We start from the raw sequence: 15,703 nt of genomic DNA on the forward strand, positions 1-15,703 counted from the left end.
CGGAGAGCCGAGCGCCAGCCTCGGCCTCGGCCGCCTTCTGCGCGGCGAGCGCCGCCGCGAGCCGGTCGCGCAGGTCGGCGGTGCTGCTCTCGGCATCGCCCTGCGCCGCCAGCGCCGCGGCAAGACGGGCCTCGAGATCGTCGGCGCCTTCCGCCTCGGAGCGCGCCTCGGCCAGCGCCTTCTCGGTCTCGTCCTGCCGGAGCAGCGCCGCAGCAAGGCGGGCATCAAGATCGTCGCTCGCGTCGCGGGCGGCGGCCAGCAGGGTCAGCGTCTCCTCGGCCTTCCGGCGTTGTTCCTCGAGCGCCATGGTCATCGCGGTCAGCTCGGTGTCGGAGGATTCGAGCCGCGCGCGCAGGGCGGCGGCGGCCTCGGCCTCGGCGAGGCGCTGCGCCTCCTCGTCGGTCAGGTCCTGCTGCAATTCATCGACGCGGGTCGTGAGCCCGCCCATGGTCTCGGCCTGCTCGGCGTTGCGGGCGCGCAGATCCTCGACCAGCGCCTCGAGCGCCTCGCGGCGGGCGGCGGCAAGACGGGCAGCCTCGGCCTGCGCGTCGACCTCGGTGCGGGCCTGCGCCAGCGCCAGGTCCAGCGCGTCGCGTTCGGAGGTCACCGCGTCGCGGGCGGCCTCGAGCTCGGCCTGTGTGGCGGTCATCGCGGTCCGACAGCAGCGCCGCGACCTGTTCCTCGAAGGAGGCGATGCGCCCCTGCGCCGCCTGCAGTTCCTCGGACTGGCGGTCGCGGGCGGCGGTCAGCGTGGCGATCAGGCCCTGCTGTTCCGCGAGCCGGGTCTCGTTGTCGTCGAGCGTGGTCTGCAGCTCGCCCAGACGGGCGGTGAGCTGACTGTTCTCGCGTTCCTGCAGGCCGAGCGCCTGGCTCAGCTCCGCCAGTTCCGAGGACAGCCGGTCGAGCTGGCTTTCCTGCCCGGTGATGGTGTCGCGCAGCACCGACTGGATGACCATGAAGATGGTCAGCACGAACATCAGCACCAGCAGGAGGCCGGTCATCGCGTCGACGAAGCCCGGCCAGATGTTGGCCTGGAAGCGCGCGCCGGTGCGTCGCGACAGGGCCATGGATCAGGCCTCGCCCTTCGGTCGCGCCGGCCGGATGGTCAGCGACGGCGCCGCCGCCTGCGGCTGGTTGGCGAGCTTGGAGAGCGTGCGGTTCAGACTGCTGAGGTCGGTGCGCAGCTCGGCCATGGTCTCCTGCCGGCCGGCGGAGATCTCTTCCAGCAAGCGCAGCATCTGCACGTCGATCGACCGCAGCCGCATGCGGCTTTCGGCGTCGAAGCCTTCGGCGGCGTCGCGTTCGGCCAGCACCTCGGCCAGCCGCTCCTGCCCCTCGGCGATGCGGGCCAGCGAGTTGGCCGAGGGTGCCGTGGCCTCGAGCCGCTCGGTCATGCGCTCGACCGAATCCGCGAGCTGCCCGAGCCGGGCGTCGACCTCGTTCTGGCCCTCCTGCGAGCGGGCGAACATCAGCGTGAGCCGCTCCATCTGGTCGGTCATCTGGTCGAGCACCTGCTCGACCACGCCGGTGTCACCGGCGCTGTCGCCATCGCCCGAGAAGCTGAGCTTGGTGATGGTGCTGAGCCATTCCTCGAGCTCGCGGTAGAAGCGGTTCTGGCCGTGACCCGCGAAGAGCTCGAGCAGGCCCACGATCAGCGAACCCGCAAGGCCCAGCAGCGACGAGGCGAAGGCCACGCCCATGCCGCCGAGCTGGCTTTCCAGACCCGACATCAGCCGGGTGAACACGTCCATGTTCGACTCGCCCTGCTCGGGCGCGAGGCTGCGGATGGTATCGACCAGCGCCGGCACCGTGGTTGCGAGGCCGTAGAAGGTGCCGAGAAGGCCGAGGAAGATCAGCAGCGAGACGAGGTAGCGGGTGATCTCGCGCGCCTCGTCGATGCGGGTGGCCACCGAGTCGAGGATCGAACGGGTCGAGGTCGTGGTGATCTGCATCCGCCGGTCGCGCCGGCGCAGCAGGGCCGCGAGGGGGGCCAGCAGCCGGGGCGCCTGCGCACCCGCGTCGCGGTCGGTGACGAAGCGTTCGATCCAGCGCACCGAGGTGATGAGCTGCGCGACCTGAAAGAAACAGGCGAGCACACCAAGCACGAAGACGAAGACGATAAAGCCGTTGAGCCAGGGGTTCGCCTGGAACACCGGCAGCACCCGCGGAAGGGCGACGACGCCGCCCGCGACGCAAAGGCCGATGACCGCGAGCATGAGGGCGATCTGGCGTACGGGCTGGCTGAAGTGTGGCTCGGCCTCGAGGTCGGGCGTGTCCATTTATGTCCCTGGCGGTGGTTCTGGCATCGGTCCTGTCGGAGCCGAGCCTATTGCGGCAGCCGAATCAAGCCAAGCGGTTATCCGAAAGTTGCCGCACACGATCCTGCAACCAGTGCAGTTCCGCATCGGGTATGCCCAGCGCATCCAGATGCGACGCCGTATTGTAGAGGTATTCGGTGTTCGGACCCCGCCCGCCGATGGCGCGCGAGATGATGTCGGCCTGCTCTTCGAGCGGCAGACCGCCGCAATACTGAACGTGGTGCGGATCGATGACATAGGTCACCGCCTCGACCCGCCGGCCGTCGCGCAGATCCACGTGAAGCATTTTCTCGAGATAGGCCGACGAGATCAGCTCGCGCTCGCGCAGGTAAGCCAGGGTTACATCTTCGCGTCCCTCGGCGGCGCGCAGCGCCAGCCCCTCGCAGAGCGCCCCGGGCTGTTCGTCGAGCGCCAGCACCAGGCCGGGCTCATCCTCGGTGCCGCGATGGTGGATCGAGCGCATGCAGAAGCTGCGGTGGTAGTCGGGGAGGATGGCATGCGCCTCCTCGGCGACCTCGAAGCCGGGATTCCACAGGAGCGAGCCGTAGCCGAAGACCCAAAGCGCCATGATTTCTGGTCCTTTCCTTTGCCAAGCTGTAAACACCATGCGGCAGGGGCATGAAAAGGGGGGCGCCGTGAAACGACTGGCAATTCTGGTGATCGTCGCGGCGCTGGCATGGTCCGGCTTCTGGGCATTTTCCGCATGGGCGCAGAAACGGGCGATCGAGGGCTGGGCCGAGGACCGCCGCGCCGACGGCTGGGAGGTGAGCTACGACGACCTCGCCATCCGCGGCTTCCCGAATCGTCTCGACACCACCTTCACCGGCCTGCTGCTTGCCGATCCCGGCAGCAACACCGTCTGGGAGGCGCCCTTCCTGCAGGTGCTCCAGATGGTCTGGAGCCGCGATCACGTCATCATCGCCTTTCCCGACGAGCAGGTGCTGACCCGCGAGGGCGCGCGCTACGAGATGAGCTCCGAGGGGCTGCGCGCCAGCCTCGTGCGCGACGACGGCTACCTTCTGCGCGCCCACGCCGAGGCCGATGTCCTGAACGTCTCCGGCGAGGCGCCTCTGGCGCTGTCGGACCTGACTGCCGCCATCGACCGGCTCGAGGGCGAGGACCGCACCTACCGCGTCGCCGTCAACGCCGAGGGCATCGCCACCGGCGGGCGCATCTCGGGCGGCGGCGACGACGGGCTGCGGCTCGACAGCACCGTGGCGCTGGCCGAGCCGCTGCGGCCCGAGACCTACGCCGACGCGCAGCCGACCCGCATCGAGATCCGCCGCGCCGAAATCGGCATGGACGCGCTGCAGCTCGCCGCCACCGGCGAGCTCGACGTGGACGAGGACGGCTACCCCGAGGGCGAGCTGTCGCTCCGGGTCGAGAACTTGCGCGAGGCCATCGAGGCCGAACGCCAGGCCGGCCGGGTGCCATCCGAGGTGCTGTCGCTGATCGAGAGCGCGGCGCAGCTGCTGGCCGGGCTCTCGGGGCGCGAGGACACCATCGACCTCACCTTCGAGTTCCGCGACCGCCGGACCTGGCTCGGGTTCCTGCCGCTCGGCAAGGCACCGCAGCTGCACTGAGCGCGCCCGCGGCATCTTGCGCCGCGCCCCGTTCCCGGGAACAGTGCGCGCATGACCGACCTGTCCCACCGCATCGAAGCCAAGCGCGACGAGCTGATCGCGCTCACGCAGGATCTCATCCGCATCCCGACGCTGAACCCGCCGGGCGAGAACTACCGGGCCATCTGCGACTACCTGCACCACCAGCTCGCGGCGCGCGGCTTTGCCTGCGAGCTGGTGCGCGCGGTGGGTGCCCCCGGCGACAGCGACCGCTACCCGCGCTGGAACCTCGTGGCCCGGCGCGAGGGCACCCGACCGGGCGACTGCGTGCATTTCAACTCGCACCACGACGTGGTCGAGGTCGGCAAGGGCTGGACCCGCGACCCGTTCGGCGCCGAGCTTGACGGCGACCGCATCTACGGGCGCGGCGCCTGTGACATGAAGGGCGGGCTCGCCGCCTCGATCATCGCCGCCGAGGCCTTTCTCGAGACCCACCCCGACCACGCCGGCGCCGTCGAGATCAGCGCCACCGCCGACGAGGAATCCGGCGGCTATGGTGGCGTTGCATATCTTGCGCGCGAGGGCTGGTTCGCGCCCGAGCGGGTGCAGCACGTGATCATCCCCGAGCCGCTCAACAAGGACCGGATCTGCCTTGGCCACCGTGGCGGCTGGTGGGCCGAGATCGAGACCAAGGGCGAGATCGCTCACGGCTCCATGCCCTTCCTCGGCGATTGTGCTGTGCGCCACATGGGCGCCGTGCTGGCGGCCTTCGAAGAGCGGCTCTTCCCCGCGATGGCGGCGCGTCACACCGAGATGCCGGTGGTGCCCGAGGGGGCGCGGTCCTCGACCATGAACATCAACGCCATCCACGGCGGCCAGCCCGAGAACCCGCCCGATTTCGACGGGCTGCCCGCCCATTGCGTGCCCGACAGTTGCCGTATTGTGATCGACCGGCGCTTCCTGATCGAGGAAACCGTCGAGGGCGTGCGCGACGAGGTGATCGGCCTGCTCGACGATCTCAAGGCGCGGCGCGAGAACTTCGACTACGAGATCCGCGAACTCAACCGGGTGATCCCCTCGATGACCGACCGCGACGCCCCCGTGGTGCGCACCGTCACCGAGGCCATCCGCGAGGAGCTGGGGCTCGAGGCCAGCTACGTCGCCTCCCCCGGCAGCTACGACCAGAAGCACATCGACCGCATCGGCAAGCTGAAGAACTGCATCGCCTACGGGCCCGGCGTGCTGGAGCTGGCGCACAAGCCCGACGAGTGGGTCGGCGTCACCGACATGCTCGACAGCGCGCGGGTGATGGGGCGCAGCCTCGAACGGCTGCTGCTGCCCTCCTAGACCGCGAAAGGGGGCCCAGCGCGGCCCCCTTACCATGCGAAAAAGGCAGCGCCGCGCCCGGCCTCAGCCGACCGCGATGTTGTCGATGAGCCGCACGCCGCCGATCCATGCCGCCGCCAGCAGCCGCGCCGGACGCTCGACGGACGCCATCGGCGCCAGCCCGTCCGCCGCCCGCAGCTCGAGATACTCGACCCGCTCGAACCCGGCCGCGAGGATCGCCTCCTCTGCCGTCGCCCGCAGCGCCGCGACATCGCCGCCCGCCAGCAGCCCCTCCGCCATGGCGGTCATCGCGCGGTTGAGCCCCGGCGCCGCGGCGCGGGCCTCGGCCGGCAGCAGCATGTTGCGCGAGGACAGCGCGAGCCCGTCGTCTTCGCGCACCGTGGGGCAGCCGATCACCTCGACCGGGATGTCGAGATCCATGGCCATGCGCGTCACCACCTGCAACTGCTGGTAGTCCTTCTGGCCGAAATAGGCGCGGTCGGCGCCGGTCTGCAGGAAGAGCTTGCACACCACCGTGGTCACGCCGTCGAAATGCCCGGGCCGGTGGGCGCCGCAGAGCCCCTCGGTCAGCCCGGTGACCGAAACCGTGGTCGCGAAACCGTCGGGGTAGATCTGGTCGGGATCGGGCACGTAGATCACCTCGACCTCGTGCGGCGACAGCTTCTCGGCGTCCTGCTCCTCGGTCCGCGGGTAGTTCTCGAGATCCGAGGCGCTGTTGAACTGCTTCGGATTGACGAAGATCGTCACGATGACCCGGTCGTTCGCCGCCTTCGCGGCCTCGACGAGGCTCAGGTGCCCGGCGTGCAGCGCGCCCATGGTCGGCACCACGCCGATGCTCTCGCCCGCCCGCTTCCAGGCGAGCACGCGTGCCCGCAGCGCCGATCGGGTGCGAACGATGTCGGTCATGCGCCCTCTCCCGGCCTGGCGTCGGCGAAGACGTGTTCGGCGGCGGGGAAGCGGCGGCTGCGCACCTCCTCGGCATAGGCTGCGACCGCGGCCTCGGCCTGATCGCCCAGCGTCGCGTAGCGTTTCACGAACTTCGGCTTGAAGGCGGTGAAGAGCCCCAGCATGTCGTCGACCACGAGGATCTGCCCGTCGCATCCCGCCGAGGCGCCGATGCCGATGGTGGGAATGGCGATGCCGGCGGTGACCCGGTCGGCGAGCGCCGCGGGCACCTTCTCGAGCACCACCGCAAAGGCACCCGCCTCGGCCACCGCCACCGCGTCGGCCATGAGCCGGTCGCCCGCGGCGCCGCGGCCCTGCACCTTGTAGCCGCCCAGCGTGTTGATCGACTGCGGCGTCAGACCCACATGCGCCATCACCGGGATGCCGCGTTTCACGAGAAACGCGATCGTCCCGGCCATCTCGACGCCACCCTCGAGCTTCACCGCCGCGCAGCCGGTCTCGGCCATAAGCCGGGCAGCGTTGCGGAAGGCCTGCTCGGGGCTTTCCTCGTAGCTGCCGAAAGGCATGTCGACGACCATCATCGCCTGCGCCAGCCCGCGCTTCACCGCCCGGCCGTGCAGGATCATCATCTCCATGGTCACGCCAAGCGTCGACTCGAGCCCGTGCAGCACCATGCCGACAGAATCGCCCACGAGCACGAAATCGCAATGCGCGTCCATCAGCTGCGCCATCGGCGTGGTGTAGGCGGTGAGGCTGACCAGCGGCGCGCCTCCCTTCCGGGCTCGGATGTCTTCCGGCAGCGGCGCGGTCTTGCGTGCGGTGGCACTCATTGGCGTCTCCTCCTCGGCAACAAGGCTGGCGCCATCTATCAGCCCGCACGGCCATTATCCAGCCCGCCCTTGATCGCATGAGAAAATTCGCCACACTCGCCGCAACCCAGAACGGAGTTTCCCATGGTCCGCACCCGCCCCGTCCTTGCCGCTTTCCTGCTTTCGGCCCAGGCCGCGCTGGCCGCGCCGCCGGACCTCGTGATCGCCCTGCAGCTCGAGCCGCCGCATCTCGATCCGACCTCGGCGGCGGCGGGCGCGATCGACAGCGTGCTCTACACCAACGTCTTCGAGGGGCTGACGAAATTCAGCGAAACCGGCGAGATCGTGCCCGGGCTCGCCGAAAGCTGGGAGATCTCGGACGACGCCAAGATCTACACCTTCCACCTGCACGACGGCGTCACCTTCCACGACGGCACCACGATGGATGCCGAGGACGTGAAGTTCAGCCTCGACCGCGCCCGCGCCGAGGACAGCCAGAACGCCCAGAAGGCGCTGTTCGAGGGCATCGCCGAGGTCACGGTGCTGGACCCGCTCACGGTGCAGGTGACGCTGGCCGAGCCCGACGGCAATTTCCTCTTCAACATGGCGTGGGGCGATGCGGTGATCGTCGCGCCCGAGAACATCGAGGGCATCCAGCAGACCCCCGTCGGCACCGGCCCCTTCGTCTTCGACCGCTGGATGACCGGCGACCGCATCGAGCTGTCGCGCAACGACGCCTACTGGGGCGAGGCGCCGGCGCTGGCGCACGTGACCTTCCGCTTCATCGCGGACCCGACCGCGGCCTTCGCGGCGATGATGGCGCAGGACATCGACGCCTTCGCGGGCTTCCCCGCCCCCGAGAACCTGCCGATGTTCGAGGCCGACCCGCGCTTCAAGGTGATCGTCGGCACCACCGAGGGCGAGACCATCCTCGCCATGAACAACGCCGAGGAGCATTTCGCCGACCCGCTGGTGCGCGCGGCCGTGGCCCATGCCATCGACCGGCAGGCGATCATCGACGGTGCGATGTTCGGACAGGGCACGCCCATCGGCACCCATTTCGCCCCGCACAACCCCGATTACGTCGACCTGACCGAACTCTCGACCTACGATCCCGAGAAGGCAAAGACGCTGCTGGCGGACGCGGGCTACCCGGACGGCTTCGTCACCACGCTGAAGCTGCCGCCGCCCTCCTACGCCCGACGCGGCGGCGAGATTATCGCGGCGCAGCTGCGCGAGATCGGCATCGACACCGAGATCACCAACCTCGAATGGGCGCAGTGGCTCGAGGAAGTGTTCCGGGGCAAGGACTTCGGCCTGACCATCATCTCGCACACCGAGCCCTTCGACATCGGCATCTACGCGCGGCCGGATTACTACTTCGGCTATGACAACCCCGAGCTTCAGGAGCTGATGGCGACGCTGGGGACCACGACCGATCCGGCGGCGCGTTCCGAGCTGGTGGCCAAGGCCGAGACCATGATCGCCGAGGACCACGTCAACGCCTACCTCTTCCAGCTGGCCTTCCCCACCGTCGCCGACGCGCGGCTCGAGGGGCTCTGGCAGAACCAGCCGACGCAGGCCACCGACCTGACCGGCGTGCACTGGGTCGAATGAGGCACCCGCCGCCCGGTCAGCGCCTGCGGGCGAGGCCGGGCGGCAACACCGACACCGCGACGCCGCCCAGCACGAGGAGCGCGGCCAGGACGAAGCGCGCGGTAAGCACCTCTCCGAGAAAGATCATGCCGCCCGCCATGGCGATTACCGGCACGGTGAGCTGCGCCACGGCTGCGACCGAGCCCGGGATCTTCGGCAGCAGCGCATACCAGAGCGTGTAGCCCAGCCCCGAGGTCACCGCCCCCGAGATCACCGCGAGCAGGACCGGGGTCAGCGCCCAGTCCGCCGCGACGTGGCCCGCGCCCATCACGCCCAGCTGCACCAGAAGGCCGAGCCCTGCAGCGATCACCATGTTTGCCGCCGCCGCGACCAGCGGCACCTCGGCCTTGCGGCCCGCGAGCGAGTATATCCCCCAGCCGAAGCCCGCCAGCAGCATCGCCAGCGCGTGCGGCAGGCTCGGGGCCGTGCCGCCGCCGGGCCAGAGCAGCCAGACCAGCCCGCCGAAGGCCAGCGCCGCGCCGATCCAGCGCCGTGCGGGAATGGCCTCGCCGCCCAGCCCCCCGCCGCCGAACATCGTTACCTGCACCAGGCCGAAGAGCAGCAGCGCCCCCGGCCCCGCCGGCATCCCGGCATAGGCCGCCGAGAAGCCGTAGATGTAGAGGAAGAGCCCCGCGACCCCCGCGACCCTGCCGGGGCCGCCAAACTTCAAAGCGCCGTGGCGTGCCAGCACCAGCACCGCCAGCATGGCGGCACCGGCGAGCAGGCGGATGGTGCCGAAGCTCGTGGCGTCGATGCCGCCGCCGGCCAGCGCCGCGCGGTTCAGCAGCGAGTTGGCGGCAAAGGCCATCATGGTCAGGGCGACCAGCAGAAACAATCGCATCGGCGGGCCTCCCCCTCCCGGTCGCGAGATCACGTGGCGGCCGTCAATCGGACGGCGTGCCCCTCTCGGCCTGTTCCTTCTTCTTCCGCAGCGCCTCGAGCTTGGCCTTGAGCGCCCCCTTGCGGCGGTTCTGGTAGGCCCGGATCAGCGGCACGGTCAGGTAGTAGGCGACAAGCCCGGTGACGATGCCGGGAAGGATGCCGCCAATCATGTAGGGATAGAAGACCACGTCGTAGAAGACGTGCAAGTTCGACCAATTGGTCGGCGCGCCGGTGAACCAGGCGACGGTGTTTTCCCACAGGTCGCCGCTGGCATAGCTGAAACTGGCGAGGATCGAGCGGTGGTGCGGCTCGTGCCGGTTGATGTCGAGCAGCCAGTAGCCCGTGCGCAACGAGGCGATGGCGATGGGCACGTAGGTGAGCGGGTTGCCGAAGAAGGTGCCCAGAAGCGCCGCGATGATGTTGCCGCGCAGGATCCAGGCAAGGGTGCCGGCGACAAAGAAATGCATGCCGTAGAAGGGGGTGAACGTCGTGAAGACCCCGGCAAAAATGCCGCGGGCAATCTTCTCGGGCGGATCCGGCAATCGGTGGAGGCGGTGCTGGATGTAGCGCGCTGCCCGTGCCCACCCTCCGCGCGGCCAGAAGAACTCCAGCACGACGCGTCCGAAAGGCCGTCTGTCACGGCGTTTGAAGACCAAAGGCCCGTTCCGTTCCTCGGCGACCCGCGGGGGGCCGCGCATTCATTCCGTTACGACCCAAAGGGCCGCGTCTCTGTCCTGCCGACACAGGGGCCGCGCCGCCCGTCGGGCGGCACATGGCTGCGTCGTTGCTCCGGCGACGCAGCGGCGCCGCTATTCCGCTGCCGCCGTGACCGTCGCCTGCGAGGAATCGCGGCGCCGGACGACCGATGCAACGTCGCTTTCAGCCTCGAGCGCCGAGATCACCGAATGAAGGTGCTCTGCATCCCGAAATTCGACGTCCATGCGGATCCTAAAGAAGTCGGGTTTACGATCCACGAACTCAAGATCCGAAATATTGGCCAGCCGCTCCCCGATCAAGGTGCAAACGCGGCCAAGGACACCGGCATCGTTTCCGATGGTGAGTTCAAGGCTCACGCCATAGGCAGCGGGGTGCGTCCCCTCGGCCCAGCGCAGGTCGACCCAACGGTCCGGCTGGTCCTCGAAGGCGGCCAGCGATTCGCAGTCGATGGCATGCACGAAGACGCCCTTGCCGCGCTGGGTGATGCCGACGATGCGCTCGCCCGGCAGCGGCTGGCAGCAGCGCGCGCGGGTGAAGCCGGTGCCCGGTTCAAGACCGATGACCGCGCGATGGGCGTCGACCTCGGCCTCGGCGCTGGGGGTGAGGTCGGGATAGACCGCGTGCACCACCTCGCGTGAGGTGATCTCTGCCGAGCCCAGGCGCGCCAGAAGCTCGTCCTTGTCCTCGAGCCGCAGCGTCTGCGCGGCCTTCTCGAGCACCTTGTCGGTGGCCTTCTTGCCGAGATGCTCGAAGGCCGAACGCGCGAGTTCCTGCCCGAGCTTGATGAACCGCTCGCGCCCGGCCTCGCGCAGCGCGCGGCGGATCGCGGTCCGGGCCTTGCCGGTCGTCGCGATGTCGAGCCAGGTGGCCTGCGGCGTCTGGCCCTCGGCGGTGATGATCTCGACCGACTGGCCGTTCTTCAGGCGGGTCCAGAGCGGCACCCGGATGCCGTCGACCTTGGCGCCGACACAGGCCGAGCCGATGCGGGTGTGGATGGCGTAGGCGTAATCGAGCGGCGTTGCGCCACGGGGCAGCTTCACCACGTCGCCCTTGGGTGTGAAGCAGAACACCTTGTCCGAGTACATCTCGAGCTTCACTGCCTCGAGGAACTCGTCGTGGTCCTGCTCGGCGTCGAACTGCTCGGTAAGCGAGGCGATCCAGCGGGCGGGATCGACGGCAAAGGGGTTCTCGGCGCGCTCGCCGTCCCGGTAGGACCAGTGCGCGGCAACTCCGGTCTCGGCAACCTCGTGCATCTGGCGGGTGCGGATCTGCACCTCGACGCGCTTGCCGTCGCGGCCGGACACCGTGGTGTGGATCGAGCGGTAACCGTTCGACTTGGGCTGGCTGATGTAGTCCTTGAACCGTCCGGGCACCGACCTCCAGCGCTGGTGGATGACGCCCAGCGCGCGGTAGCAGTCCATCTCGTTGCGGGTGATGACGCGGAAACCGTAGATGTCGGAGAGGCGCGAGAAGCCCAGGCCCTTTTCCTGCATCTTGCGCCAGATCGAGTAGGGTTTCTTGGCGCGGCCGAAGACCTCGGCGTCGATGCCGGCCTCCTCGAGCTCGTGCCGCATGTCGCCGGTGATCCGGTGGATGACGTCGCCCGCTTCCTTCTGGAGCGTGATGAAGCGTCGGATGATCGAGGCGCGCCCCTCGGGGTTCAGCACCCGAAAGGCGAGGTCCTCGAGCTCTTCGCGCATCCACTGCATGCCCATCCGGCCGGCGAGCGGCGCGTAGATGTCCATGGTCTCGCGCGCCTTCTGCACCTGCTTCTCGGCGCGCATCGCCTTGATGGTGCGCATGTTGTGCAGCCGGTCCGCCAGCTTCACGAGGATCACCCGCAGGTCCTTGGACATGGCCATGAACAGCTTGCGGAAGTTCTCGGCCTGCTTGGTCTCGGAGCTCGAGAGCTGCAGGTTCGTGAGCTTGGTCACGCCGTCCACGAGATCGGCGACATCCTCGCCGAAGCGGTCAGCGATGTCCTTCCACGAGGCGCGGGTGTCCTCGATGGTGTCGTGCAGCAGGGCGGTGATGATGGTCGCGTCGTCGAGCTGTTGCTCGGTCAGGATCGCGGCAACGGCAACGGGATGCGTGAAATAGGGCTCGCCCGAGTGGCGGAGCTGCCCCTCATGCATCGCGCGGCCAAAATCATAGGCCGCGCGGATGAGCTCTTCGTTGGTCTTGGGATTGTAGTTGCGGACCAGCGCAACCAGGTCTTCGGCCGCAATCATGGGCGCGTATCCTTACCTGGCCCGCAAAGGGGCAGGGCCTCAGCTTTCCCCTTGTGCCTCCATAAGGGCGCGCAGGAGCTTCTCTTCCGACATGTCGTCGTCGGCGGGCTTGTCCTGCTCGGCACCCATGAGAAGCGCCATGCTGTCCTCTTCGGGCTCGTCCACCTCGATCTGAGTCTGGTGCGACTCGATCAGACGCTCGCGAAGTTCGTCCGCCGACTGGGTCTCTTCAGCGATCTCGCGAAGCGCAACAACGGGATTCTTGTCGTTGTCACGGTCCACGGTGATCGGGCTACCAGCCGACACCTCGCGCGCCCGGTGGGCGGCGAGCATCACCAGCTCGAAGCGGTTCGGAACCTTGTCGACGCAATCTTCTACCGTCACGCGGGCCATATGCGTATCACCTATCCGGTTTGCCGTCAGAAAGTGAACGTCTAACGCGCAGAGAAACGGAACACAAGGACGATTCGGTCAAACAGGCTTGACTTCGGCGCGCTGCTCGTCCGGCAATGCGGCGCAAAGCTCTCGCACCGTCCGGTCCAGAAGCGGGTGCCGCCAGTCCGGCGCCACGTCAAGGAGAGGCACCAGCACGAAGGCCCGCTCCTGCAGCCGCGGATGCGGCAGAATCAGTTGGTCCGGAGTCTCGCGCAGCTGCCGGTCGAGCGGAAGCTCGCGCCATCTGCCTTGGAACGCAGCGTCAGGAAGAACTATTTTTCCGACCGCCAAAAGGTCCAGATCGAGTGTCCGGCTGCCCCATCTCTGCTCGCGCGCGCGCCCGAATTCCGCCTCGACCGCGTGCAGTGTGGCAAGCACTTCCGCGGGCTCCGCGCCCCCCCCGAGGACCGCACAGGCATTGACGTAGTCGGGGCCCGCACCCGCGGGAAAACAAGGTGTTGCGAAGAAGCGGCTGGTGCGCAGGACGGTCAGCCCATGGTCGCGCAAACGTGCCAGTGCAGCATGGAGGGTTTCGCGCGGAAGGCCAGTGTCGGACGACAAATTCGCGCCTAAGGCGATCAAGATTTCTTGTCGGAAAGACACAGTTGATCTATCCTCTTGGATATGTTTGCCGGGTTGCAACCCCGGTCGAAAACTTTACTGTTTAATGATTGGGCGTGCCACCCATTTATCACTCACGGACACTCAGGCACGTCCTATTGCTGAAAGGACTTTTTTAATGTTCTACAAGGACGAACGGCTGGCGCTGTTCATCGATGGATCCAACCTGTACGCCGCTGCAAAGGCTCTTGGGTTCGACATCGATTACAAGCTGCTGCGCCAGGAATTCGTGCGCCGTGGAAAGATGGTGCGCGCGTTCTACTACACCGCCCTGCTGGAAAATGACGAGTATTCGCCGATCCGCCCGCTGGTGGACTGGCTCCATTACAATGGCTTCACCATGGTTACGAAGCCGGCGAAAGAGTACACTGACAGCCAGGGCCGCCGGAAGGTCAAGGGAAACATGGACATCGAACTCACGGTCGATGCCATGGAACTTGCTCCGCGCGTCGATCACATCGTGCTCTTCTCGGGCGACGGCGACTTCCGCCCGCTCGTGGAAAGCCTGCAACGTCAAGGCGTTCGCGTTTCGGTGGTGTCTACCATCCGCAGCCAGCCTCCGATGATCGCAGACGAACTCCGCCGTCAGGCCGACAACTTCATCGAGCTCGACGAACTGCGTGAAGTCATCGGCCGTCCGCCGCGCGAACAGCAGGCGGAGCGCAACTTCGAGGTTGCGAGCAACGGTAACTGAAGCCCGGGCGCGGTGTTCATGGGGATGAGGGTCCGCGCCCGTGCTATCTGAGGCTGCCGCGCTTGGCGGTCTCTTCCTGGCGGCCTTCGGGGCCGCAACCATACTGCCGTTCCAGTCCGAGGTGATTTTCGTCGGGCTACAGTTGAGTAATGTCGCACCGCTGCCGCTCATCATTCTGGTGGCCAGCATCGGCAACACACTCGGCGCGGTGGTGAACTACATCCTTGGCCTCTGGCTGGAGCATTTCCGCCACCGCCGGTGGTTTCCTGTTTCCGAAAAGCAACTCGGGAAGGCGCAGCGTATCTATGCCCGCTGGGGCATCTGGACACTGCTGCTGAGCTGGGCGCCGCTGGGCGACGCCTTCACCGTCATCGCGGGCGTGATGCGCACGCACTGGGCGGTATTCCTCGCGCTTGTCACCATCGCAAAGACCGGCCGCTACATCGTGCTCGCGCTTGCCACGAACGCCGTGGGCGGAGCGCCCTGAAGCTCACTCGCAGGCTGACGCGCGGGCGTTGATCTCATTGTGGGTCGCGACCAACTGTTCGGGCCAGGTGCTCTTGATATAGGCCATGACGTCGAGGATCTCGTCCTCGCTCAGTATGTCGCCGAAGCCCTGCATGCCGGACTGGTAGCTGCCGCCACTGCCGCGACCATCTTCAGCATCCCGCTTTCCCCGTCTGTGCAGCCTGACCATTTGAAGAACAGTGCCCGCGCCGCAACCCGCCCCTCCCCTTCACCGAGTCCCGCGATGGCCATCGGCTGGAAGCGGTGCATATCGGCTGAGGGGGTCGACGCCGAACGTCTCAGGGATTACTTCAGGGGCAACAGGAGACCGCCATGACGAACCCCCTCACCCTCTACCTCGCCGCCCCGCGCGGCTTTTGCGCCGGTGTCGACCGGGCGATCAAGATCGTGGAGATGGCGCTCGAGAAATGGGGGGCGCCGGTCTACGTGCGCCACGAGATCGTGCACAACAAGTTCGTCGTGGACGGGCTGCGCGACAAGGGCGCGGTCTTCGTCGAGGAGCTCGACGAGTGCCCGCCCGACCGGCCGGTGATCTTCTCGGCCCACGGCGTGCCCAAGGCGGTGCCCGCCGCCGCCCGCCAGCGCGAGATGATCTACGTCGACGCCACCTGCCCGCTGGTGAGCAAGGTCCACATCGAGGCCGCCCGCCACCACGAAAACGGGCTGCAGATGATCATGATCGGCCACGCCGGTCACCCCGAGACCATCGGCACCATGGGCCAGCTGCCCGACGGCGAGGTCCTGCTGGTCGAGACCGTCGACGACGTGGCCGGTGTCACCGTTCGCGACCCCGGGAAGCTGGCCTTCGTCACCCAGACGACGCTCTCGGTCGACGACACCATCGACATCGTGGCGGCTCTGCGCGCGCGCTTCCCGGCCATCGTCGGCCCGCACAAGGAAGACATCTGCTACGCCACCACCAACCGGCAGGAAGCAGTGAAGGCGATCGCGTCCGACTGCGACGCCCTGCTGGTGGTGGGCGCGCCCAACTCCTCCA

The 15,703-nt window shown here is 67.8% G+C and carries 16 protein-coding genes and 1 pseudogene; 6 read left to right on the forward strand and 11 right to left on the reverse strand.

Annotation, left to right across the window (positions count from 1 at the left end; genetic code table 11):
* The 3 genes and pseudogenes from HC022_RS08420 to HC022_RS08430 form a co-directional block, all read right to left on the reverse strand.
* Positions 1 to 1,067 (reverse strand): annotated as a pseudogene (locus tag HC022_RS08420) (peptidoglycan-binding protein); the annotation flags it as partial.
* A 3-nt stretch (positions 1,068 to 1,070) separates the two neighbouring features.
* Positions 1,071 to 2,279, reverse strand: a complete 1,209-nt coding sequence (locus HC022_RS08425; protein ID WP_167452116.1) for a biopolymer transporter ExbB — start codon at positions 2,277 to 2,279, stop codon at positions 1,071 to 1,073.
* A 64-nt stretch (positions 2,280 to 2,343) separates the two neighbouring features.
* Positions 2,344 to 2,886: a gamma-glutamylcyclotransferase gene (locus tag HC022_RS08430; protein ID WP_167452117.1), complete on the reverse strand. Its 543-nt coding sequence runs from the start codon at positions 2,884 to 2,886 to the stop codon at positions 2,344 to 2,346.
* 67 nt (positions 2,887 to 2,953) lie between these two features.
* Between HC022_RS08430 and HC022_RS08435 the strand changes: the two genes are divergently transcribed.
* Both HC022_RS08435 and HC022_RS08440 read left to right on the forward strand, forming a co-directional pair.
* Positions 2,954 to 3,901, forward strand: a complete 948-nt coding sequence (locus HC022_RS08435; RefSeq protein WP_167452118.1) for a DUF2125 domain-containing protein — start codon at positions 2,954 to 2,956, stop codon at positions 3,899 to 3,901.
* A gap of 51 nt (positions 3,902 to 3,952) precedes the next feature.
* Entirely contained in the window at positions 3,953 to 5,227 is a 1,275-nt protein-coding gene (locus HC022_RS08440; protein WP_167452119.1) for an acetylornithine deacetylase/succinyl-diaminopimelate desuccinylase family protein, read from the forward strand.
* Positions 5,228 to 5,290: 63 nt separating this feature from the next.
* On the opposite strand, the gene panC is transcribed toward HC022_RS08440, so the two are convergent.
* Together panC and panB are read right to left on the reverse strand one after the other, a co-directional pair.
* Entirely contained in the window at positions 5,291 to 6,133 is an 843-nt protein-coding gene (gene panC, locus HC022_RS08445; protein ID WP_167452120.1) for a pantoate--beta-alanine ligase, read from the reverse strand.
* Positions 6,130 to 6,963, reverse strand: coding sequence for a 3-methyl-2-oxobutanoate hydroxymethyltransferase (gene panB / locus HC022_RS08450; RefSeq protein WP_167452121.1), 834 nt, complete (start codon positions 6,961 to 6,963; stop codon positions 6,130 to 6,132). Before panB ends, panC begins: the two co-directional genes overlap by 4 nt.
* 123 nt (positions 6,964 to 7,086) lie before the next feature.
* Here panB and HC022_RS08455 point away from each other — a divergent pair, with 123 nt between their 5' ends.
* Positions 7,087 to 8,559, forward strand: a complete 1,473-nt coding sequence (locus tag HC022_RS08455; RefSeq protein WP_167452122.1) for an ABC transporter substrate-binding protein — start codon at positions 7,087 to 7,089, stop codon at positions 8,557 to 8,559.
* A 16-nt stretch (positions 8,560 to 8,575) separates the two neighbouring features.
* Here HC022_RS08455 and HC022_RS08460 read toward each other — a convergent pair whose 3' ends face one another.
* From HC022_RS08460 to folK, 5 genes are all read right to left on the reverse strand, one after another.
* Complete coding sequence (locus HC022_RS08460; protein WP_167452123.1) at positions 8,576 to 9,439, reverse strand: DMT family transporter; 864 nt, start codon at positions 9,437 to 9,439, stop codon at positions 8,576 to 8,578.
* A 43-nt stretch (positions 9,440 to 9,482) separates the two neighbouring features.
* Positions 9,483 to 10,136, reverse strand: a complete 654-nt coding sequence (locus HC022_RS08465; protein WP_167452124.1) for a DUF2062 domain-containing protein — start codon at positions 10,134 to 10,136, stop codon at positions 9,483 to 9,485.
* Positions 10,137 to 10,289: 153 nt separating this feature from the next.
* Positions 10,290 to 12,428, reverse strand: a complete 2,139-nt coding sequence (locus tag HC022_RS08470) for a bifunctional (p)ppGpp synthetase/guanosine-3',5'-bis(diphosphate) 3'-pyrophosphohydrolase (RefSeq protein WP_008884397.1) — start codon at positions 12,426 to 12,428, stop codon at positions 10,290 to 10,292.
* A 39-nt stretch (positions 12,429 to 12,467) separates the two neighbouring features.
* Positions 12,468 to 12,821, reverse strand: a complete 354-nt coding sequence (gene rpoZ, locus HC022_RS08475; protein ID WP_008885085.1) for a DNA-directed RNA polymerase subunit omega — start codon at positions 12,819 to 12,821, stop codon at positions 12,468 to 12,470.
* Between the two features lie 78 nt (positions 12,822 to 12,899).
* Positions 12,900 to 13,445 carry a 2-amino-4-hydroxy-6-hydroxymethyldihydropteridine diphosphokinase gene (gene folK, locus HC022_RS08480; RefSeq protein ID WP_254885002.1) on the reverse strand — a complete coding sequence of 182 codons (546 nt, stop codon included), beginning with the start codon at positions 13,443 to 13,445 and terminating at the stop codon, positions 12,900 to 12,902.
* A gap of 157 nt (positions 13,446 to 13,602) precedes the next feature.
* Here folK and HC022_RS08485 point away from each other — a divergent pair, with 157 nt between their 5' ends.
* Both HC022_RS08485 and HC022_RS08490 read left to right on the forward strand, forming a co-directional pair.
* The gene (locus HC022_RS08485) at positions 13,603 to 14,178 is read left to right on the forward strand and encodes an NYN domain-containing protein (RefSeq protein WP_008886053.1); all 576 of its coding nucleotides are present in this window, start codon (positions 13,603 to 13,605) and stop codon (positions 14,176 to 14,178) included.
* A 40-nt stretch (positions 14,179 to 14,218) separates the two neighbouring features.
* On the forward strand, positions 14,219 to 14,665 hold the full coding sequence (locus tag HC022_RS08490; RefSeq protein ID WP_167452125.1) for a YqaA family protein: 447 nt from the start codon (positions 14,219 to 14,221) through the stop codon (positions 14,663 to 14,665).
* Between the two features lie 3 nt (positions 14,666 to 14,668).
* On the opposite strand, the gene HC022_RS08495 is transcribed toward HC022_RS08490, so the two are convergent.
* Positions 14,669 to 14,875, reverse strand: a complete 207-nt coding sequence (locus HC022_RS08495) for a hypothetical protein (protein ID WP_175583507.1) — start codon at positions 14,873 to 14,875, stop codon at positions 14,669 to 14,671.
* 143 nt (positions 14,876 to 15,018) lie between these two features.
* Here HC022_RS08495 and ispH point away from each other — a divergent pair.
* Positions 15,019 to 15,703: 4-hydroxy-3-methylbut-2-enyl diphosphate reductase (ispH, locus tag HC022_RS08500; protein WP_167452126.1), on the forward strand; the 685-nt coding region annotated here is incomplete at its 3' end.

Origin of the sequence: Salipiger sp. HF18 (assembly GCF_011806505.1) — a bacterium.
Lineage (GTDB): Bacteria > Pseudomonadota > Alphaproteobacteria > Rhodobacterales > Rhodobacteraceae > Salipiger > Salipiger thiooxidans.

Excerpts from the sequence above, each read along its gene's own strand:
- HC022_RS08460 (WP_167452123.1), bottom strand. The coding sequence starts at position 9,439 with ATGCGATTGTTTCTGCTGGTCGCCCTGACCATGATGGCCTTTGCCGCC.
- HC022_RS08440 (WP_167452119.1), top strand. The coding sequence starts at position 3,953 with ATGACCGACCTGTCCCACCGCATCGAAGCCAAGCGCGACGAGCTGATC.
- panC (WP_167452120.1), bottom strand. The coding sequence starts at position 6,133 with ATGACCGACATCGTTCGCACCCGATCGGCGCTGCGGGCACGCGTGCTC.
- panB (WP_167452121.1), bottom strand. The coding sequence starts at position 6,963 with ATGAGTGCCACCGCACGCAAGACCGCGCCGCTGCCGGAAGACATCCGA.
- rpoZ (WP_008885085.1), bottom strand. The coding sequence starts at position 12,821 with ATGGCCCGCGTGACGGTAGAAGATTGCGTCGACAAGGTTCCGAACCGC.
- HC022_RS08455 (WP_167452122.1), top strand. The coding sequence starts at position 7,087 with ATGGTCCGCACCCGCCCCGTCCTTGCCGCTTTCCTGCTTTCGGCCCAG.
- HC022_RS08425 (WP_167452116.1), bottom strand. The coding sequence starts at position 2,279 with ATGGACACGCCCGACCTCGAGGCCGAGCCACACTTCAGCCAGCCCGTA.
- HC022_RS08495 (WP_175583507.1), bottom strand. The coding sequence starts at position 14,875 with ATGGTCAGGCTGCACAGACGGGGAAAGCGGGATGCTGAAGATGGTCGC.
- HC022_RS08470 (WP_008884397.1), bottom strand. The coding sequence starts at position 12,428 with ATGATTGCGGCCGAAGACCTGGTTGCGCTGGTCCGCAACTACAATCCC.
- HC022_RS08430 (WP_167452117.1), bottom strand. The coding sequence starts at position 2,886 with ATGGCGCTTTGGGTCTTCGGCTACGGCTCGCTCCTGTGGAATCCCGGC.
- HC022_RS08485 (WP_008886053.1), top strand. The coding sequence starts at position 13,603 with ATGTTCTACAAGGACGAACGGCTGGCGCTGTTCATCGATGGATCCAAC.